We start from the raw sequence: 17,221 nt of genomic DNA, 5'->3' as shown, positions 1-17,221 counted from the left end.
GTGTTTTTTTTTTGTTGTAGGGACAAGTCGCGACTTGTCCCTACATATTATTGTTTGAAAAAATCAGTTAGTATTTTTATATACAATTGAATTCCTTCTTCTATTTCGTTTATAAATATAAATTCGTCTGCTGAATGTGACCGCAGGGTTTCGCCTGGTCCTAATTTTAAGGACTGACAACTCAAAACCGATTGATCCGAAAGGGTAGGCGAGCCATAGGTGGTTCTTCCCAAGGCAATTCCGGCTTGCACTAAATCGTGTGCAACAGGAATCGATGACGCATTCAAATGCATCGAACGCGGATTGACTTCGGCAGTCAAATGTTTTTTTACGGTATCTAATATTTCTTGATTGTTATAGCAATCATTCACCCTGATATCGACAACCAAATGACATTCCGCAGGGACTACATTGTGTTGTTTTCCAGCAGTCACTTGTGTTACAGTCATCTTTACGGGACCTAAAACCTCCGATATTTTTTCGAATTGATAGCTGTTAAACCATTCCATTACGGGAATTGCATTGTAAATAGGATTATCCAGATTATTATGGGCGGCGTGACTGGCAGTACCTTTTACGATGATATCAAGTACTAATAAACCTTTTTCGGCTACTGCCAATTGCATTAAAGTGGGCTCACCTACAATAGCACATTCCAATTCCGGTAAATGTTTTAAAACGCTGTTTAATCCATTTTTTCCACTGCTTTCTTCTTCTGCTGAAGCGACCATTACAATGTTGTAAGGCAGATTTTCATTCGAATAAAAATGTACAAAAGTGGCTAAAAGCGAAACCAGACAACCTCCCGCATCATTGCTTCCCAGTCCAAATAATTTACCGTCTTTGACGATGGCTTCAAAAGGATCGTTGGTATAGCCTTGGTTTGGTTTTACGGTATCGTGGTGTGAATTCAATAAAAGCGTTGGTTTGGTTTTATCAAAATGTTTATTGAAAGCCCAAATATTATTATTTTCTCTTTCGAAAGAGATACTATTTTGTGTAAACCAATTTTCGATTAAAAGGGCTGTTTTGTCTTCTTCACTTGAAAAGGAAGGCGTTTCAATCAGCGACTTTAATAGCGCAATGGCTTCTTGTGTAAGGATTTCTATACTCTTCATAATGTAATTGTAGTGTACAATGCCGTTTTATCTTGTAACATCCTGTGATGACCAATTTTTATTTTTTGAACTCCTTTGGATAAACTGTTGAAACAGTTGTCTAATTTAGGAATCATGCCTGAATGTATCGCTTTTTCGGCCTTTAATTTGGAATATAATTCTTGATTGATGTTCTCAATTACAGAAGAATCGTCTTCAGCATCATATAAAACACCCGGTTTTTCGAAGCAATAATTCATAGTGACATCAAAAACTTCCGATAAAGCAATCGCCAATTCACTGGCAATGGTATCCGCATTCGTGTTTAATAATTGTCCTTTTCCATCGTGTGTTATTGCGCAAAATACAGGAACTATACCAGTTGAAAGCAACGTTTCCAATAATTGCGTGTTCACTTTTTTGACATCGCCCACAAAACCATAATTGATGGTTGGATGGTTTCTTCTATCCGATTGAATTAAATTCCCATCAGCACCGGAAAATCCCATCGCATTGGTGGAATTTGCTTGTAATTGAGCCACAATATTTTTATTGATTTGACCTGCATAAATCATCACAACTACATCAAGCATAGCGGCATCGGTGATGCGTCTTCCATCAATCATTTGAGGAACTAAACCAATACTTTCGGCCATTTTGGTAGCTGATTTTCCGCCACCGTGAACGAGTACTTTATAGCCTTCAATTTTAGAAAAATCAGATAAAAACTGTGATAATTCCGTTAGATTATCAATAATGTTTCCTCCAATTTTTATTAGCGTTACCGGTTTTTTATTTTCCATTTTCCAATATTTTTTGCAACACTAATTGTGCGGCATAGGTTCTATTGTTGGCTTGCTTGATAACAATTGAATTTTCGCTGTCAATTACTTCGTCAGTAACAATTACATTACGTCTTACCGGTAAACAGTGCATGAATTTAGCATTGTTGGTCAATTTCATTTTATCGGCAGTTACCGTCCAGTTTGGGTCGGAATTCGTAATTTTTCCGTATTCCTTGTAATTGCTCCAGTTTTTGGCATAAATAAAATCGGCGTTTTCAAAAGCTTTATCTTGGTCGTATTCAATTTTGGAATCTTTCGTGATTTCAGGATTCAATTCGTACCCTTCGGGATGCGTGATAACAAAATCAGCATCTTGTAACTGCATCATTTCCACAAAAGAATTAGGAACTGCTTGAGGTAAAGCTTTAGGGTGTGGTGCCCAAGTCAAAACTACTTTTGGCTTGTGTTCTGTTTTGTATTCTGCCATCGTAATGGCATCGGCTAGCGATTGCAAAGGATGTCCGGTAGCACTTTCCATATTGACAACTGGTACCGTGGCGTATTTCAAGAAACCCATAAGAACGGTTTCGGCATTGTCTTTTTCTTTGTCAACCAATCCAGCAAAAGCTCTGATGGCAATAATATCGCAATATTGAGAAACGACGGCCGCAGCTTCTTTAATATGTTCCGAAGCACCCGAGTTCATGATGGCTCCATCTTCAAATTCCAATGTCCAACCTTCGCTGGTAAAATTCATTACCATAACGTTCATTCCTAAATTCAAAGCTGCTTTTTGAGTACTCAAACGCGTTCTTAAACTGGAATTAAAAAACAACATTCCCAAGGTTTTGTTTTTACCCAGTTTTTTGTTTTTAAGTGGTTTTTTCTTGATTTTCAATGCTTCTTTCACCCATTTGTTGAGCGAATCTATGTTTTGTATGGAGATGTAGTTCATTGTTTTATTTGTTTAATCGTTAATTCGTTAATTCGGTTATTTGTTTAATCGATTAACCGAATTAACGATTAACCGTATCAACATTTTATAGAATTTTAGTAAAAGGTATTTCGTTTTTTAAAGCTTTCAAAATAAAATTGTCTTCTAATCCATTGACAATCCAAGTTTCGATAGTGGCGGCTTTGGCAATTGCCGAGGCTTCTATTTTAGATTGCATTCCGCCGGTTCCATGCGAGGATTTAGAATCGCCAATCTCTTTTTCCAATACTTCCAAATCGGTTACCAAAGAAATGGTTTCGGGAACGGCATCATTAATGGATGCTTTGGTGTAAATCCCGTTCGTATTGGTAGCGATGATCAGAATGTCAACATTTAATAAAACGGCCGTTAAAGCGGCTAATTTGTCATTATCGCCAAACCGAATCTCATCCGTAGCCACCGTATCATTTTCATTGATAATTGGAATGTAATTATTTTTGACCAACACATTGATGGTGTTCACGATATTTACTTTGGATTGTTCTTTTTCGAAATCAGAATACGAAAGCAAACACTGCGAAATCAGTAATCCTAAATCGCTGAAGTTTTCATGATAAATCCGCATTAAATGGGGCTGACCAATAGAAGCCAATGCTTGTTTTACAAAAACATCTTTGTCTTGATTTTCCAGTTTTACAAATTGTTTGGCTGCGGCAATCGCACCAGAACTTACAATGATGAACTCATAATCGTCTTGTAAAGCGGCTATTTGCATCCCAATATCTTCAATCTTTCCTCTCGAAATGTGATTGGTTTCTTTGGTTAACGTATTGCTGCCTAACTTTAATAAAATTCTTTTTTTACCTGATTTGTCCATTTCCGTAAATATACCACTTATTAGTAACTAAATGTTGCAGCCCAATTGGCCCACGTTGGTGTAATTTGTCTGTACTTATCGCCAATTCTCCTCCTAAACCAAATTGTCCTCCATCAGTGAATCGGGTAGAGGCGTTTTGATATACGGCTGCCGTATCCACGTTTTCCATGAATTCCTGAGCAATTGCATCATTCTTTGTGATTATGGAAGCCGAATGTCCGCCACAGTATTTATTTATTTTGTCAATCGCTTCTTGATCCGAATTAGTTGTTCCGATGACAATTTTGTAATCTAAAAACTCTTCGTACCAAATTAAATCGGATTCAATCTGAGGAATATTTGTTGCTCTGGAAATGCTTTCATCTCCTAAAACCGTAACATTTTTTTGTTGTAATTCTTGAATTACTTTCTTAGCAAAAGCTTCCCAATTTTCAAGATTTGTATCAATTAAAACTTTATCTAAAGCATTGCAAACAGATATATTTGAGGTTTTTCCATTTATTATGATGTCAAGTGCCTGATTTAGATCAGCTTCCTTATTTACATACACAAAATTATTTCCTCTACCGCTTATAATCACTGGGCAAGTGGCGTGTTTTTTCACAAAAGCAATCAATTTTTCACCACCACGAGGAACGATTAAATCCACTTTTTGTGTTGGTTTCTCTAAAAATGCCCGAGTTTCTTCTCTATTATAATTCAGGTATTCTACCCATTCTGTAGCAACATTATTTTCTTGTAAAGCCTGATGCCACAATTCCACAATTTTTAAATTGGATAATACCGATTCTTTTCCGCCTTTCAATAGAATTTTATTTCCGGATTTAAAGGCAATTCCACCTGCTTCAACAGTAACATCAGGTCTGGATTCATAAATAATCATTATGGTTCCAAAAGCCGCTGTTTTATTGATGATTTTCATTCCGTTTTCATGGTCGAAATTAAAACGTTCTACACCAATAGGATCTTCTTGACTTGCTAATTGTTGCATGGACAAAATCATGCCGTCAATTTTGGCATCATCAACCAATAAACGTTTTTCCATGGCCAAGTCATCCCCAGAATAATTATTGATATCCTGTTGATTTATAGCCTTAAGATTGGCTCTTTCTTCTTCAAGAAGTTCGGCCATGCGACTTAAAACTGCGTTTCGTTTTTCTATTGCTAATAAGTGGTTCATTGTTTTTGGTTTTACTATTTTAGAAAAAAAAATCTAAACATATAAGTCACAAGTTTAAGTGCTTATATGACTTATATGTTTAAAATCATTTCAATTCTGCCAATGTTTCTTTTAAAGCTATAATAAAGGTATCAATTGCTTCCTTGTTGATTGTCAATGGGGGAAGAATTCTTAATAAGTTTTTATTATTTGCATTTCCTGTAAAAATATGTTTGTCAATAATCATTTTTTTACGAAGTGTACTTACGTCAAAATCAAATTCTACACCTAGCATTAATCCTCTTCCTTTTACTTTAATAACTTCAGGAACTTGTTTGATTGCTTCTAAAAAATAGGCGTAAACGTCATTTACGTTATCCATTAATTTTTGGCTTTCAATCACATCCAAAACAGCAATTCCAGCAGCACAAGCCAAATGGTTTCCTCCAAAAGTAGTTCCCAATAATCCATAACTCGCTGTGAATTTTGGAGAAATCAAGATTCCGCCAATAGGAAATCCGTTACCCATTCCTTTCGCCAGACAAATAATATCTGCTTTGATGTCATGATGTTGGTGTGCAAAAAACTTTCCGCTTCTTCCGTATCCTGATTGCACTTCATCCAAAATCAAAACGGCATCGTATGCTGCACATAGTTTTTCTAATGCCTGAAAAAATTCAGTTGTCCCTTGGTCCAAACCGCCAACTCCTTGAATTCCTTCGATAATAACAGAAGAAACATCTCCTTTTTTTAGTTCGTTTTCTACCAACTCGATATTATTCAATGGTAAAAAAGTAACAATTTGTTGTGCATTGATTGGGGCAACAATTTTTTTGTTATCTGTAACCGCAACTGCCGCCGAGGTTCTTCCGTGGAAAGAATTATCAAAAGCAATTACACGAGATTTGTTGTTGTGAAAAGAAGCCAGTTTCAAAGCATTTTCATTGGCTTCAGCTCCAGAACTGCACAAGAATAAAGTATAGTCTTCCAATCCGGAAAGTTTCCCTAATTTTTCTGCCAGTTCTACTTGCAATGGATTCTGAATCGCATTAGAATAAAAACCAATATTATCCAATTGATTTTTTAATTTGGCAACATAATCCGGTTGTGTGTGTCCAATGGAAATTACTCCATGACCACCATATAAATCTAAATATTCCACTCCTTTTTCATCTGTAATAGTACAGTCTAGTGCTTTTACAGGGGTGATGTTGTATAATGGGTAAACGTCAAATAAATTCATTTTTTTAAAGTTTAATCGGTTAATGGGTTGTTTGTTTTATCGATTAACCGAATTAACGATTAACCAAATAAACATCTAGAACCCGCTTGGTTTCAAATGCAATCCTGTGGTTTCATCCAATCCAAACATTAAATTCATGTTTTGTATGGCTTGACCTGAGGCTCCTTTTGTTAAATTATCAATTACTGAAGTAATCAATAACCGGTTTCCTTTTTTCATTAAACTAATGATGCATTTATTCGTTTGAACCACTTGTTTCATGTTGATTCCGGTGGTCGTAACGGTTACGAAAGGTTGGTCTTTGTAAAAAGCTTCATATTTAGCTACTACATCTTCCAAGTTTTCTTCGATTGTTGTGTATAACGTTGCGAAAATCCCTCTCGAAAAATCACCTCTGTTAGGTACAAAAATCAATTCGCTTGTATAATCCGTCTGCAATTGGTTGACACTTTGGTTTATTTCACCCAAATGTTGGTGCTCAAAAGCTTTGTAATGCGACATATTGTTCGATCTCCAACTAAAATGCGTCGTTTCCGAAGGCGTAACTCCGGCTCCTGTACTTCCTGTTGTGGCATTGATATGAACGTCGGTCGTCAGCATTTCGTTTTTGGCCAATGGTAATAACGCTAGTTGAATCGCTGTTGCAAAACAACCTGGATTTGCTATAAATTGAGCGTTTTTGATAACTGCTTTGTTCAATTCAGGTAAACCGTAAACGAAAGATTTATTATCGAACTCTTTGTCTTTTGTCAATCTGAAATCATTTCCTAAATCGATGATTTTGGTATGACTCGCAAATTGATTTTGCTCTAAAAACGATTTTGATTTACCGTGTCCTAAGCACAAGAAAACAACATTCACATTTGGATTTACAGTATCGGTAAAATTCATTTCGATATCGCCCATCAAATCATGATGCGCCACCGAAAGTGGTTTTCCAGCGTTTGTTGTGCTGTAAACAAAATCAAGTGTAGCATTGGGATGAAACATCAATATTCTGATGAGTTCCCCCGCAGTGTAACCCGAACCACCAATTATTCCAATATTAATCATGTGTCAGTTTATTTACAGATGAAAATATGTTTTGGGCATTCCCTAGAATTTTGATAAATCCTTTAGCATCGTCAGATGTCCAAGCGTTGTTCATTTCTCCATATTGTCCAAAACCGGTATTCATTAAATCATTTTCAGATTCAATTCCGTCCAATGTAAAGTGATATGGTTTTAGCGAAACGATAACGGTTCCGTTTACAGTCGTTTGAGTGTCTTCTAGGAAAGCTTCAATGTTTCTCATTACAGGATCTAAGAATTGTCCTTCATGAAACAACATTCCGTACCAGTTCCCCAGTTGTTCTTTCCAGTATTGTTGCCATTTACCCAGCGTATGTTTTTCTAATAAATGGTGCGCTTTGATGATGATTAAAGGTGCTGCTGCTTCAAAACCAACTCTTCCTTTAATTCCTATTATAGTGTCACCAACATGAATATCTCTACCAATTGCATATGCGCTGGCTAATTTTTCAAGCGCAACAATGTTTTTTGTTGGTGTGTCCAATGTTCCGTTGATGCCTACTAATTGTCCTTTTTCAAATTGTAGTGTTACTTTCTCTTCACCCGTTTTTTGCAATTGAGAAGGATACGCTTCACTTGGTAAAGTTTGATTTGAGGTCAATGTTTCTTTACCACCTACGCTTGTTCCCCACAATCCTTTATTAATGGAATATTGTGCTTTTTCCCAAGAATAATGAACTCCATTTTTAGATAAATAATCAACTTCTTCCTGTCTTGATAATTTTAAATCTCTGATAGGAGTGATGATTTCAATTTCGGGAGCAATGGTTTGGAAAATTAAATCAAAACGAATTTGGTCATTTCCTGCGCCAGTACTTCCGTGGGCGATTGCTTCTGCGCCAACAGATTTTGCATATTTAATCGCTTCGATAGCTTGAAAAACACGTTCTGCACTTACGGATAATGGGTACGTATTGTTTTTTAATACATTTCCATAAATTAAATATTTAATGGCTTTATCATAATATTTATCTACAATGGTAAGATTTGCATGCTGGGCACTTCCTAATTCGTAGGCTCTTTCTTCAATAGCGGCTAGTTCAGCTTCGTCAAATCCTCCTGTATTTATAAGAACGGTATGAACTTCATATCCTTTTTCGTTTTTTAAATATTTAAGGCAATATGAGGTGTCTAATCCTCCACTATAAGCTAATACAACTTTTTTCATGATATTATTTTTTTAAGAACAAGGCTTCTTTAATTGATTTTAATCTGTTTAATACTCTGACGTTAAATGGGTGTTTAGGCGGGTCTTTAGGCTTTTCTTTTGGGTCATAAAGCATTCCGGTACACAAGCACATTTTATTGTCTTTACTTTTTAGGATTTCATAATTGGTACACGTTTGGCATCCTTTCCAAAAACTTGGGTCGCTAGTCAATTCTGAAAAAGGAACAGGTTTATAACCCAAATCTGAATTGATTTTCATTACCGCCAAACCAGTTGTAATTCCAAAAACCTTAGCTTCTGGATATTTTTCCAATGAATAATCAAAAACAAATGATTTGATTTTTTTTGCTAAGCCTAAATTTCTGTAATCAGGATGTACAATCAAACCAGAATGTGCCACAAATTTCCCGTGTTGCCAACTTTCGATATAGCAAAAACCAGCAAATTTGCCATTGTCTAATGCAATGACAGCATCTTTGCTTTCCATCTTTTTTTGGATGTATTCCGGAGTTCTTTTAGCAATCCCAGTACCTCTTAATAAGGCGGACGATTCAATAGTATCGCATATTTCCTGCGAATACTTATAATGTTCTTCCTGAGTTACAACGATAGAAATTTTCATTTCAAGAGATTATTTGAGTTAAAAAATGATTCGTGTATTTGTTTTTGAAATGAATTTTCGCCAAACTCAAATATAATATTAAAACTGTTGATTGTTGTGCAATAAATTGAACGACAATGCAATAGTAATAAATAAGTATTAGTTTTTGGATATATTAATCCAATGGAAAATAGCGGTAATTTCAAAACGAAAAAAATGAAAAATGAATAAAGATACGAAACAGCTTTTGGGTACTATAGTTATAGCATCCGTACTTCGGGAGAAGTCGTAGGTCTGTTTGTCCGTGACAAAGTAGTTATATGTAAACTTGTTTTATTCATTGGTGCAAAAGTACACATATTTTTAAAACACAACACTAAATTTGTGTTTTGTAACAAAATTTTAATGTATTGTTGATTTTTTAAATCGAAAAACTCCTTGATAGGTTTAATTATCAAGGAGTTTTATGTAATAGTATTAATTTAAAATATTAGTTTCTAAACCTGTTTCTGCTGATTACATCTTTTATTTTAGCTTTTAAATCTTCTCCTGTATCATAAACCATTTGTTCATTGCTAGGAAAAGCTACCGCTCTTTTGTCAAAATAAGAGTAATAATTATCGTCAGAAGCGCGTCGATCTCCTTTATATGTTGCATAAATATTTTCGAAAATAAACTCACTGGCTATTGGGAAAGATTGTAATGATTGATTGCTTTTAAAGTTGATGTAATCTACTTTAGCAGTAATTTGACAGGATTTAAACTGTCTGAATTCATAAATGCGTACTGTTGCATTTCTCATATCATCCACCATCACCACTTTGCCTTTTTCGTCTAGAACTTCTTTTCCGTTGGCGTCAATCAGTTTTTTGACTCCATCTTTTATGATGCGGTCTTTTACAAACTCTCTTTCTTTTATTTGCTCAGGCGAAATATAAATATGTCTAAAGTTGATTACCATTCCATAATCATAATCAATTCCTTTTTGTTTGTTGCTGTGGTAGACAGTCCATTTGTCGTTCAATCCATAGGTGCTAAAATCCAATAAGTCATTTTGAAGACGAACCGGGATAATCATATTCGTTTCGTTTTTGGTGTAAACCGAAACATAATCAGAACCTTTAAATTTAGCTTCATCCATGAGTTGTAAAACGTTTTTATAATTTGGAGTTATTTGGTTTAAATATTCCATATCATCATACGCTTTTCGGTAATTCATTTTGTCTGAAGTTCCCATTAATTTTTTAACATTGGTATACAAATAAGCTGATAACGCATTCTTGCTGTCAATTATTTGGTCGTTATAATTGTCAAATGGAAAAATGGCATTTCGTCCTTCTTTAATTAGTTTCAAAGGGAGTAACGGTTTGATTTTTTCCTGACGGGAATTCAATTGTAAATAGGTGTTGTACATTTTTTCCAATTGAGCAGGATTAGCATCTTTGGCTAACAAATTTATAGCATTTAAATCGCGTTCTTTTGCTTTGGCGAAAGCCTCCTCAAGCAAGTAAACATAATCTTGTTTGCCTTTTTTATCTTTATTGGTTCGCAAATTTGAAACGGCATTATCAATTGCTTGATCGTAATTTCCAGAGCTTAATAAATTTTGGGTTTGTTTCACACCACAAGAGGAAATAAGAAGAAACAGGGATAATAAAAAAGTAATTTTTTTCATAAGCTTACAGTTAAGTAAATGATTTTTCGAAATTGTTTCTACTGTTTTTAAGCAGTTTTATGGGTTTTTAATTTTAAAATCCAAAAATAATGCCATAAAAAAACCTAACAAAAATAGTACAATTGCTAGGTTTTTAGACGTTATATTTATTCTTTTCATTTTCTAACGAAAGGTGGTAGTAATTTGCTGGAAACTTCACCAAAACCAATTCGGACCTGACCATTTTGGCAAAAACCTTTCATGATAACGGTGTCATTGTCATTGATGAATTTACGCTCTGTTCCGTCGCTCATTTTTATTGGATTTTTTCCGCCCCAAGTCAATTCTAACATGGAACCAAAACTGTCTGGAGTAGGGCCTGAAATGGTACCGGATCCCATCATATCACCAGAATTCACGCGACAACCATTAGAGGTGTGATGCGCTAATTGTTGGCTCATCGTCCAATACATATATTTAAAATTAGAATGAGAAATTACAGTAGGTTCTGCATGTTCGGGCTGAATAGCCACTTCTAAATTAATATCGAAAGAATGCTTTCCTTTCTGCTGTAAATAGGGAAGTGGAGTTGGTTCTTGTTTTGGTCCTTTGGTTCTAAAAGGTTCCAATGCATCCATAGTCACAATCCAAGGTGAAATTGAAGAGGCGAAGTTCTTTGCCAAGAATGGTCCTAGTGGCACATATTCCCATTTTTGAATGTCGCGGGCACTCCAGTCATTCAATAAAACCATTCCGAAAATATAATCTTCAGCTTCGGTTACAGGAATGTTTTCTCCCATTATATTTACATCTGTAGTGATAAAAGCAGTTTCAAGTTCAAAATCTACTGAACGAGAAGGTCCAAAAACAGGTGTTGTTTCCCCGTTTGGTAGCGTTTGTCCCATTGGTCTGTGTACTGGAATCCCAGAAGGAACAATAGTAGAACTTCTTCCGTGGTAACCTACAGGAATGTGAAGCCAGTTTGGCAGTAATGCATTTTCAGGGTCACGAAACATTTTTCCTATATTGGTCGCGTGTTCTTTGCTGGAGTAGAAGTCTGTGTAATCACCAATAAGTACTGGTAATTGCATTTCAACATCTTCCATTTTGAATATTATAATGTCTCTGTCTTTTGCATTATCTTGTAGTTTCGAATTTGTCACATCAAAAAGCTCTGCAATTCGGTTTCGTACCAAACGCCATGTTTTTTGACCATCAGAAATAAAATCATTCAAAGTGTCCTGCATGAACATATCATCCGTCAGTTCAATGCCTTCAAAATAATTTAATTGTTGTAAAGCTCCCAAGTCTATGGCGAAATCTCCAATTCTAGTCCCTACGGTTACTATGTTTTCTTTGGTGAGAAAAACTCCAAAAGGAATATTTTGAATAGGGAAATCACTGTTGACAGGTACTTCTAGCCATGATTTTCTATTGGTATCGTTAGCTGTTATTGGCATATTTTGTTAATTATTTTGTTAAAAAATTACTCATCAAATATATTATAATCTAACTATTAACCAAACGTTTTTTTGTATTTTTGCATCAAATTAACGAAAATCAAAAAAATGCAACGCGACGAACAAATTTTTGACCTTATTCTAGAAGAACAAGAAAGACAAATTCACGGATTAGAACTTATTGCATCGGAAAACTTCGTAAGTGACGAAGTAATGGAAGCAGCTGGTTCTGTTTTAACTAACAAATATGCTGAAGGATATCCTGGCAAAAGATACTACGGCGGTTGTGAAGTAGTTGATATTGTTGAACAAATTGCTATTGACAGAGCCAAAGAATTGTTTGGAGCTGCTTATGCAAATGTACAGCCACACTCCGGTTCACAAGCTAATACAGCGGTTTACCACGCATGTATCAAACCAGGAGATAAAATTTTAGGTTTTGATTTGTCTCATGGAGGACATTTAACGCATGGTTCACCGGTTAATTTTTCAGGACGTTTATACACGCCTTCTTTTTATGGTGTAGATAAGGAAACAGGAAGATTAAATTATGATAAAATTCAAGAAATAGCGACTAGAGAACAACCAAAATTAATTATCGCAGGAGCTTCGGCTTATTCTCGTGATATGGATTTTGAGCGTTTCAGAGTTATTGCTGACAGTGTTGGCGCTATTTTATTAGCTGATATTTCTCATCCTGCCGGACTTATTGCAAAAGGATTGATGAATGATCCATTACCTCATTGCCACATTGTAACTACTACAACGCACAAAACGTTACGTGGTCCTCGTGGTGGTTTGATTATGATGGGTAAAGATTTCGAAAATCCATTTGGTTTAACTACTCCAAAAGGAGAAATCAGAATGATGTCTTCTTTATTAGACTTGGCTGTTTTCCCTGGAAATCAAGGTGGTCCGTTAATGCACATTATTGCTGCAAAAGCAGTAGCTTTTGGTGAAGCTTTGAAAGATGAATTTTTTACATATGCTTTACAATTACAAAAAAATGCTAACGCTATGGCGGATGCTTTTGTAAAAAGAGGATATGAAATCATTTCTGGCGGAACAGATAATCACATGATGTTGATTGATTTAAGAAACAAAAATATTTCTGGAAAAGATGCTGAAAATGCATTGGTAAAAGCAGAAATTACTGTAAATAAAAACATGGTTCCATTTGATGATAAATCACCATTTGTAACTTCAGGAATTCGTGTAGGAACTGCAGCTATTACCACTCGTGGTCTTGTTGAAGAAGATATGGAAACCATTGTTGCTCTAATTGACAGGGTTTTAGTGGATCACACTAACGAAGATGTTATCGAGGCGGTAGCTAATGAAGTAAATGAAATGATGAGCGAAAGAGCTATTTTCGTTTACTAAATAAATACGTTTTAAAGTTTTAAAGTCGAAAGTCGAAAGTCTTTGAATAGAATTTAATATTCTGTCTTAGTTTTGGCTTTCGACTTTTAACTTTATGACTTTTGACTTTCTAACTTTTAGACTAAAATCATGTCTGTACTAAGATTAAAATTACCAACGGATCCAAGATGGGTCAATATTGTAGAAAAGAACATCGAGGAAATCTTGACAGATCACGCTTGGTGCGAACAAAAAGCAGCTACAAATGCCATTACAATCATTACTAACAATTCCGAACATCAGGATTTAGTGAAGGATTTATTGGCTTTGGCCAAAGAAGAAATCGATCATTTTGAGCAAGTTCACAATATCATTATTAAGCGTGGCTTGAAATTGGGACGTGAACGAAAAGATGATTATGTAAACGAATTGTATTTGTACATGAAAAAAAGCAGCGATGGAAGCAGAGTTTCGAGTTTAGTGGAACGGTTATTGTTTTCAGCAATGATAGAAGCCAGAAGTTGTGAGCGTTTCAAAGTGCTTTCGGAAAATATAAACGATGAAGAGTTATCAGTTTTCTACAGAGATTTGATGGAGAGCGAAGCGGGACATTACACTACTTTTATTACCTATGCAAGGAAATATGGTGTAGGAATTGACGTTGAAAAGCGTTGGAGAGAATGGCTTGAATTTGAAGAAAATATTATAACAAATTACGGTAAAAATGAAACAATTCATGGGTAATTTTTTATTAGGGATACTTTGGGGTCTAATTTTTAGTGAATACCGAATTATTTAAGAACCTTAATAATCAGTTATTTATATTTGCTGCATCCAAAAAAGGATACCGTTTTTATATTTAAATTAAATTATTTGTGACAGATTAATGTTTTTTAATTTACATTTATAACTTAATTTTAATCTTAATACTTGTTTATTGATATGAAGCTCAATTTTAATTATGATGGAAATGTTGCTTGTAAGGCAATATTACAAGATCAATTAGAAAAATTTGATATTAAATATCAGCTGTTGGATTTAGGACAAATTGAAATTGGCGATAATGTTTCTGAGAATGTTTTAACAGAACTTCAGGTTTGTTTAACCAAGTATGGTATTCAGATTATTGATAATCCAAAAGGACAATTAATACAAAAAATTAAAGACGCTATAATTGAGATTGTTTATGAAAAAGATAAGTTTCCAAACATAACAATTTCTCAATATTTATCGGATAAACTGAACTTTAGATACGGATATATTACTAATGTTTTTTCGGAATACACATTTACATCTATTGAGAATTTTATTATTATTCAAAAGATTGAAAGAGCCAAAAAACTTATAATTGAAGAGAAACTTACATTAACCGAAATTTCTCATGAATTAAACTATAGTAGTGTTGCTTACTTATCAACTCAATTTAAAAAAGTGACAGGATTAACACCTTCAATGTTTAAAAGGATTGTAGTTAAGAAGAGAGAGTTGTCTAATAACGATTAAATAAAATTATAAAAACATACCCTATATTTTATGATTACACACCAAGATTCAATGCATATTCTTTTAGCTGACGATGACGAAGATGATCGCACTTTTTTTAGTGAAGCTATACAAGAGCTTAAAATGAATAATAAGTTGACTCTATTTAAAGATGGTAATGATCTAATGGATTATTTAGTGCATCCTGAAATTAAGTTGCCTCATGTTTTATTTCTCGACTTGAATATGCCCGGAAAAACAGGGATAGACTGTCTAAAAGAAATTAGATCGAACACTCGTTTTAAAGATGTTTCGATTGCCATATATTCGACCTCTTCATCAGAAAAAGATATTGAAGACACCTTTATTGAAGGTGCAAATATCTATATCAAAAAACCAAATGATTTTTCTAAACTAAAAAAAGTAATCAAGGAGGTTGTAAACATGAACTGGCAATTTCATACTTCAGGTTTAAATATTGAAACTTTTTTCTTTAGTATATAATAAGGAATAAATGAAAATTCTTGGACTATATAAAAACTCTCAAGTGTTTAAAATAGCTTTAGCTATTGCAATTGTTGTTGTTTGTTATATAGCCTCGATGTTTTATTCCCAAATGAAAAAGCTTGATTCAACGGTTGAATTAATCGCAAATTCAAATGAAACGCAACTCGAATTAGAAAAGCTGTTATCCGTAATGAGTAATTACGAAACGAGCTTGCGAAGTTATATTATCACAAAAGATGCAGCGTATATACAAGATCGTTTTTTGAGTAGGGGCAAAATTGAAGAAAGCATAACAAAGCTTAAGTTGTTAACTGCAAATGACACCGCCAGATACAATGATATAGACCGATTAAAAAGGCTTATTGATATTAGATTCAAACTATTTAGGAAGACCTTACTTCTTGCACAAAGTAAAAATTCTGGTCCGGTAGCGATAAATGCGATGTTGTTAGAGAACAGTAATGTTACCGAAATGATGAAATCCTTTGTCACTAAAATAATATTTTCTGAAAGTACAAAAACGAAATTTGAAAACAATAACCATCAATTTGAATTACAAGATTCAATCATTACCGCTTTTTTATTAGTTATACTTTCGCTTCTTATATTACTGCTTTCGTTCCAAAAAATGAATGTTGACATTGATGAACTTAAAAAGGCAAATGATCAATTAAAGCTATTAAATGAGTCCTACAATTCTGCTGAAATGACAGCTAGTTTTGGGCATTGGATGGTTAATTTAGAAAGTAATGCCTATACTTTTTCAGATAATTTATTTCGATTAATGGGCGTTGAACCCAATGCATTCGAACCGAATATAGAAAATTCAATTAAATATATTCATCCGGATGATTTAGAATATGTGACTAAAGTACATGTTGATTCGTTAGTTAATCATCAATCTACATCAATGATATTTCGATTTTTGACACCAAGTGGAGATATAAAATACATTATGGGCGTAGGTAGTTTTACTAAAAACGGGAATGGAGATTTGATTAAGATAGGGGTTAATTATGATATTACAAGCCAGTATAATAAAACACTCGAGCTGGAAAACAATAATAAAGAACTTAAATATATTAATACTGAACTCGAGGCTTTTAACAATATTGTCAGCCACGATTTGCAGGAACCGCTTCGTAAGATTCAAATGTTTATCTCCAGATTAGAAGGAAAGGAATCGGACTTGCTTTCGTCACAAGGGAAAGAATATTTTTCAAAAATCCGTGTAACTGCTAATAGAATGCAGACATTACTGATTGATTTGGTGAATTATTCCAGAACAATAAAAGGCGATAAGGTTTTTGTGAAAACGGATCTAAATAAAGTTATTGAAGAAATACTTCAAGATTTATCTTCTAATATTGAAGATAAAAAAGCCATCATTACAATTGGAAATTTGCCTACAATTAAAGCGATACCTTTTCAGGTTAAGCAGCTTTTTATAAATTTAATTTCAAATTCTCTTAAATACAGTAAAGAAGATGTTGCTCCAGAAATCAGTATTACTTCTAAAAAAATTACAGAAAAAGAAATGCATGATTATAAAATAGCCAATAAAAAGGACTATCATAAAATTGTCATTTCTGATAACGGAATTGGTTTCAAACAAGAATATTCCGATAAAATATTTCTATTGTTCAAGCGTTTAGAAACTGATCCTAAATATTCAGGAACTGGACTTGGACTGGCTATTTGCAGTAGAATTGTAGATAATCACAAAGGATTTATAAAAGTAAAAGCAAAACCGGGCCTAGGCGCTAAATTTTATATTTTTATTCCAAAAGGAGATTTGCTTTAATTTCAATAATTTTACTA

Annotated in this window: 16 protein-coding genes; 5 read left to right on the top strand and 11 right to left on the bottom strand. The window is 34.1% G+C overall.

Features of this window, described 5'->3' with window-relative positions; genetic code table 11:
* Positions 1–47 precede the first annotated feature (47 nt).
* From QLS97_RS12315 to fahA, 11 genes are all read right to left on the bottom strand, one after another.
* Positions 48–1,118, bottom strand: a complete 1,071-nt coding sequence (locus QLS97_RS12315) for a M20 family metallo-hydrolase (RefSeq protein WP_282717035.1) — start codon at positions 1,116–1,118, stop codon at positions 48–50.
* Positions 1,115–1,900: an acetylglutamate kinase gene (argB, locus tag QLS97_RS12310; protein ID WP_282717034.1), complete on the bottom strand. Its 786-nt coding sequence runs from the start codon at positions 1,898–1,900 to the stop codon at positions 1,115–1,117. Before argB ends, QLS97_RS12315 begins: the two co-directional genes overlap by 4 nt.
* A complete protein-coding gene (locus QLS97_RS12305) occupies positions 1,890–2,837 on the bottom strand; it encodes an N-acetylornithine carbamoyltransferase (RefSeq protein WP_282717033.1) in 948 nt (315 codons plus the stop codon). Before QLS97_RS12305 ends, argB begins: the two co-directional genes overlap by 11 nt.
* A gap of 85 nt (positions 2,838–2,922) precedes the next feature.
* Positions 2,923–3,693, bottom strand: a complete 771-nt coding sequence (proB, locus tag QLS97_RS12300; protein ID WP_282717031.1) for a glutamate 5-kinase — start codon at positions 3,691–3,693, stop codon at positions 2,923–2,925.
* A complete protein-coding gene (locus QLS97_RS12295; RefSeq protein WP_282717030.1) occupies positions 3,677–4,873 on the bottom strand; it encodes a glutamate-5-semialdehyde dehydrogenase in 1,197 nt (398 codons plus the stop codon). The genes proB and QLS97_RS12295 overlap by 17 nt, the downstream gene beginning before the upstream one ends.
* A gap of 85 nt (positions 4,874–4,958) precedes the next feature.
* Positions 4,959–6,095, bottom strand: a complete 1,137-nt coding sequence (locus QLS97_RS12290; protein WP_282717029.1) for an aspartate aminotransferase family protein — start codon at positions 6,093–6,095, stop codon at positions 4,959–4,961.
* 75 nt (positions 6,096–6,170) lie between these two features.
* The gene (gene argC / locus QLS97_RS12285; RefSeq protein ID WP_282717027.1) at positions 6,171–7,148 is read right to left on the bottom strand and encodes an N-acetyl-gamma-glutamyl-phosphate reductase; all 978 of its coding nucleotides are present in this window, start codon (positions 7,146–7,148) and stop codon (positions 6,171–6,173) included.
* Positions 7,141–8,334 carry an argininosuccinate synthase gene (locus tag QLS97_RS12280; RefSeq protein ID WP_039110645.1) on the bottom strand — a complete coding sequence of 398 codons (1,194 nt, stop codon included), beginning with the start codon at positions 8,332–8,334 and terminating at the stop codon, positions 7,141–7,143. Before QLS97_RS12280 ends, argC begins: the two co-directional genes overlap by 8 nt.
* 4 nt (positions 8,335–8,338) lie before the next feature.
* A complete protein-coding gene (locus QLS97_RS12275) occupies positions 8,339–8,956 on the bottom strand; it encodes a GNAT family N-acetyltransferase (protein ID WP_282717025.1) in 618 nt (205 codons plus the stop codon).
* Positions 8,957–9,425: 469 nt separating this feature from the next.
* On the bottom strand, positions 9,426–10,610 hold the full coding sequence (locus tag QLS97_RS12270; RefSeq protein WP_282717023.1) for a hypothetical protein: 1,185 nt from the start codon (positions 10,608–10,610) through the stop codon (positions 9,426–9,428).
* Positions 10,611–10,765: 155 nt separating this feature from the next.
* Entirely contained in the window at positions 10,766–12,049 is a 1,284-nt protein-coding gene (gene fahA, locus QLS97_RS12265; RefSeq protein ID WP_282717021.1) for a fumarylacetoacetase, read from the bottom strand.
* A gap of 108 nt (positions 12,050–12,157) precedes the next feature.
* Between fahA and glyA the strand changes: the two genes are divergently transcribed.
* From glyA to QLS97_RS12240, 5 genes are all read left to right on the top strand, one after another.
* Complete coding sequence (glyA, locus tag QLS97_RS12260; protein WP_282717019.1) at positions 12,158–13,432, top strand: serine hydroxymethyltransferase; 1,275 nt, start codon at positions 12,158–12,160, stop codon at positions 13,430–13,432.
* A gap of 129 nt (positions 13,433–13,561) precedes the next feature.
* Positions 13,562–14,155 (top strand): MiaE family protein, encoded by a 594-nt coding sequence (locus QLS97_RS12255; protein ID WP_282717017.1) that lies wholly within the window; start codon positions 13,562–13,564, stop codon positions 14,153–14,155.
* Between the two features lie 198 nt (positions 14,156–14,353).
* Positions 14,354–14,914 (top strand): helix-turn-helix domain-containing protein, encoded by a 561-nt coding sequence (locus QLS97_RS12250; protein ID WP_282717015.1) that lies wholly within the window; start codon positions 14,354–14,356, stop codon positions 14,912–14,914.
* Positions 14,915–14,944: 30 nt separating this feature from the next.
* Positions 14,945–15,397: a response regulator gene (locus QLS97_RS12245; protein WP_233206883.1), complete on the top strand. Its 453-nt coding sequence runs from the start codon at positions 14,945–14,947 to the stop codon at positions 15,395–15,397.
* Positions 15,398–15,407: 10 nt separating this feature from the next.
* Positions 15,408–17,204, top strand: coding sequence for an ATP-binding protein (locus tag QLS97_RS12240; protein ID WP_282717014.1), 1,797 nt, complete (start codon positions 15,408–15,410; stop codon positions 17,202–17,204).
* The last annotated feature ends 17 nt before the right edge of the window (positions 17,205–17,221 follow it).

This window comes from Flavobacterium yafengii, assembly GCF_030010375.1.
GTDB lineage: Bacteria > Bacteroidota > Bacteroidia > Flavobacteriales > Flavobacteriaceae > Flavobacterium > Flavobacterium yafengii.
The sequence above is the reverse complement of the archived record's forward strand: the minus strand, read 5'-3'. Positions and strand labels throughout refer to the sequence as shown.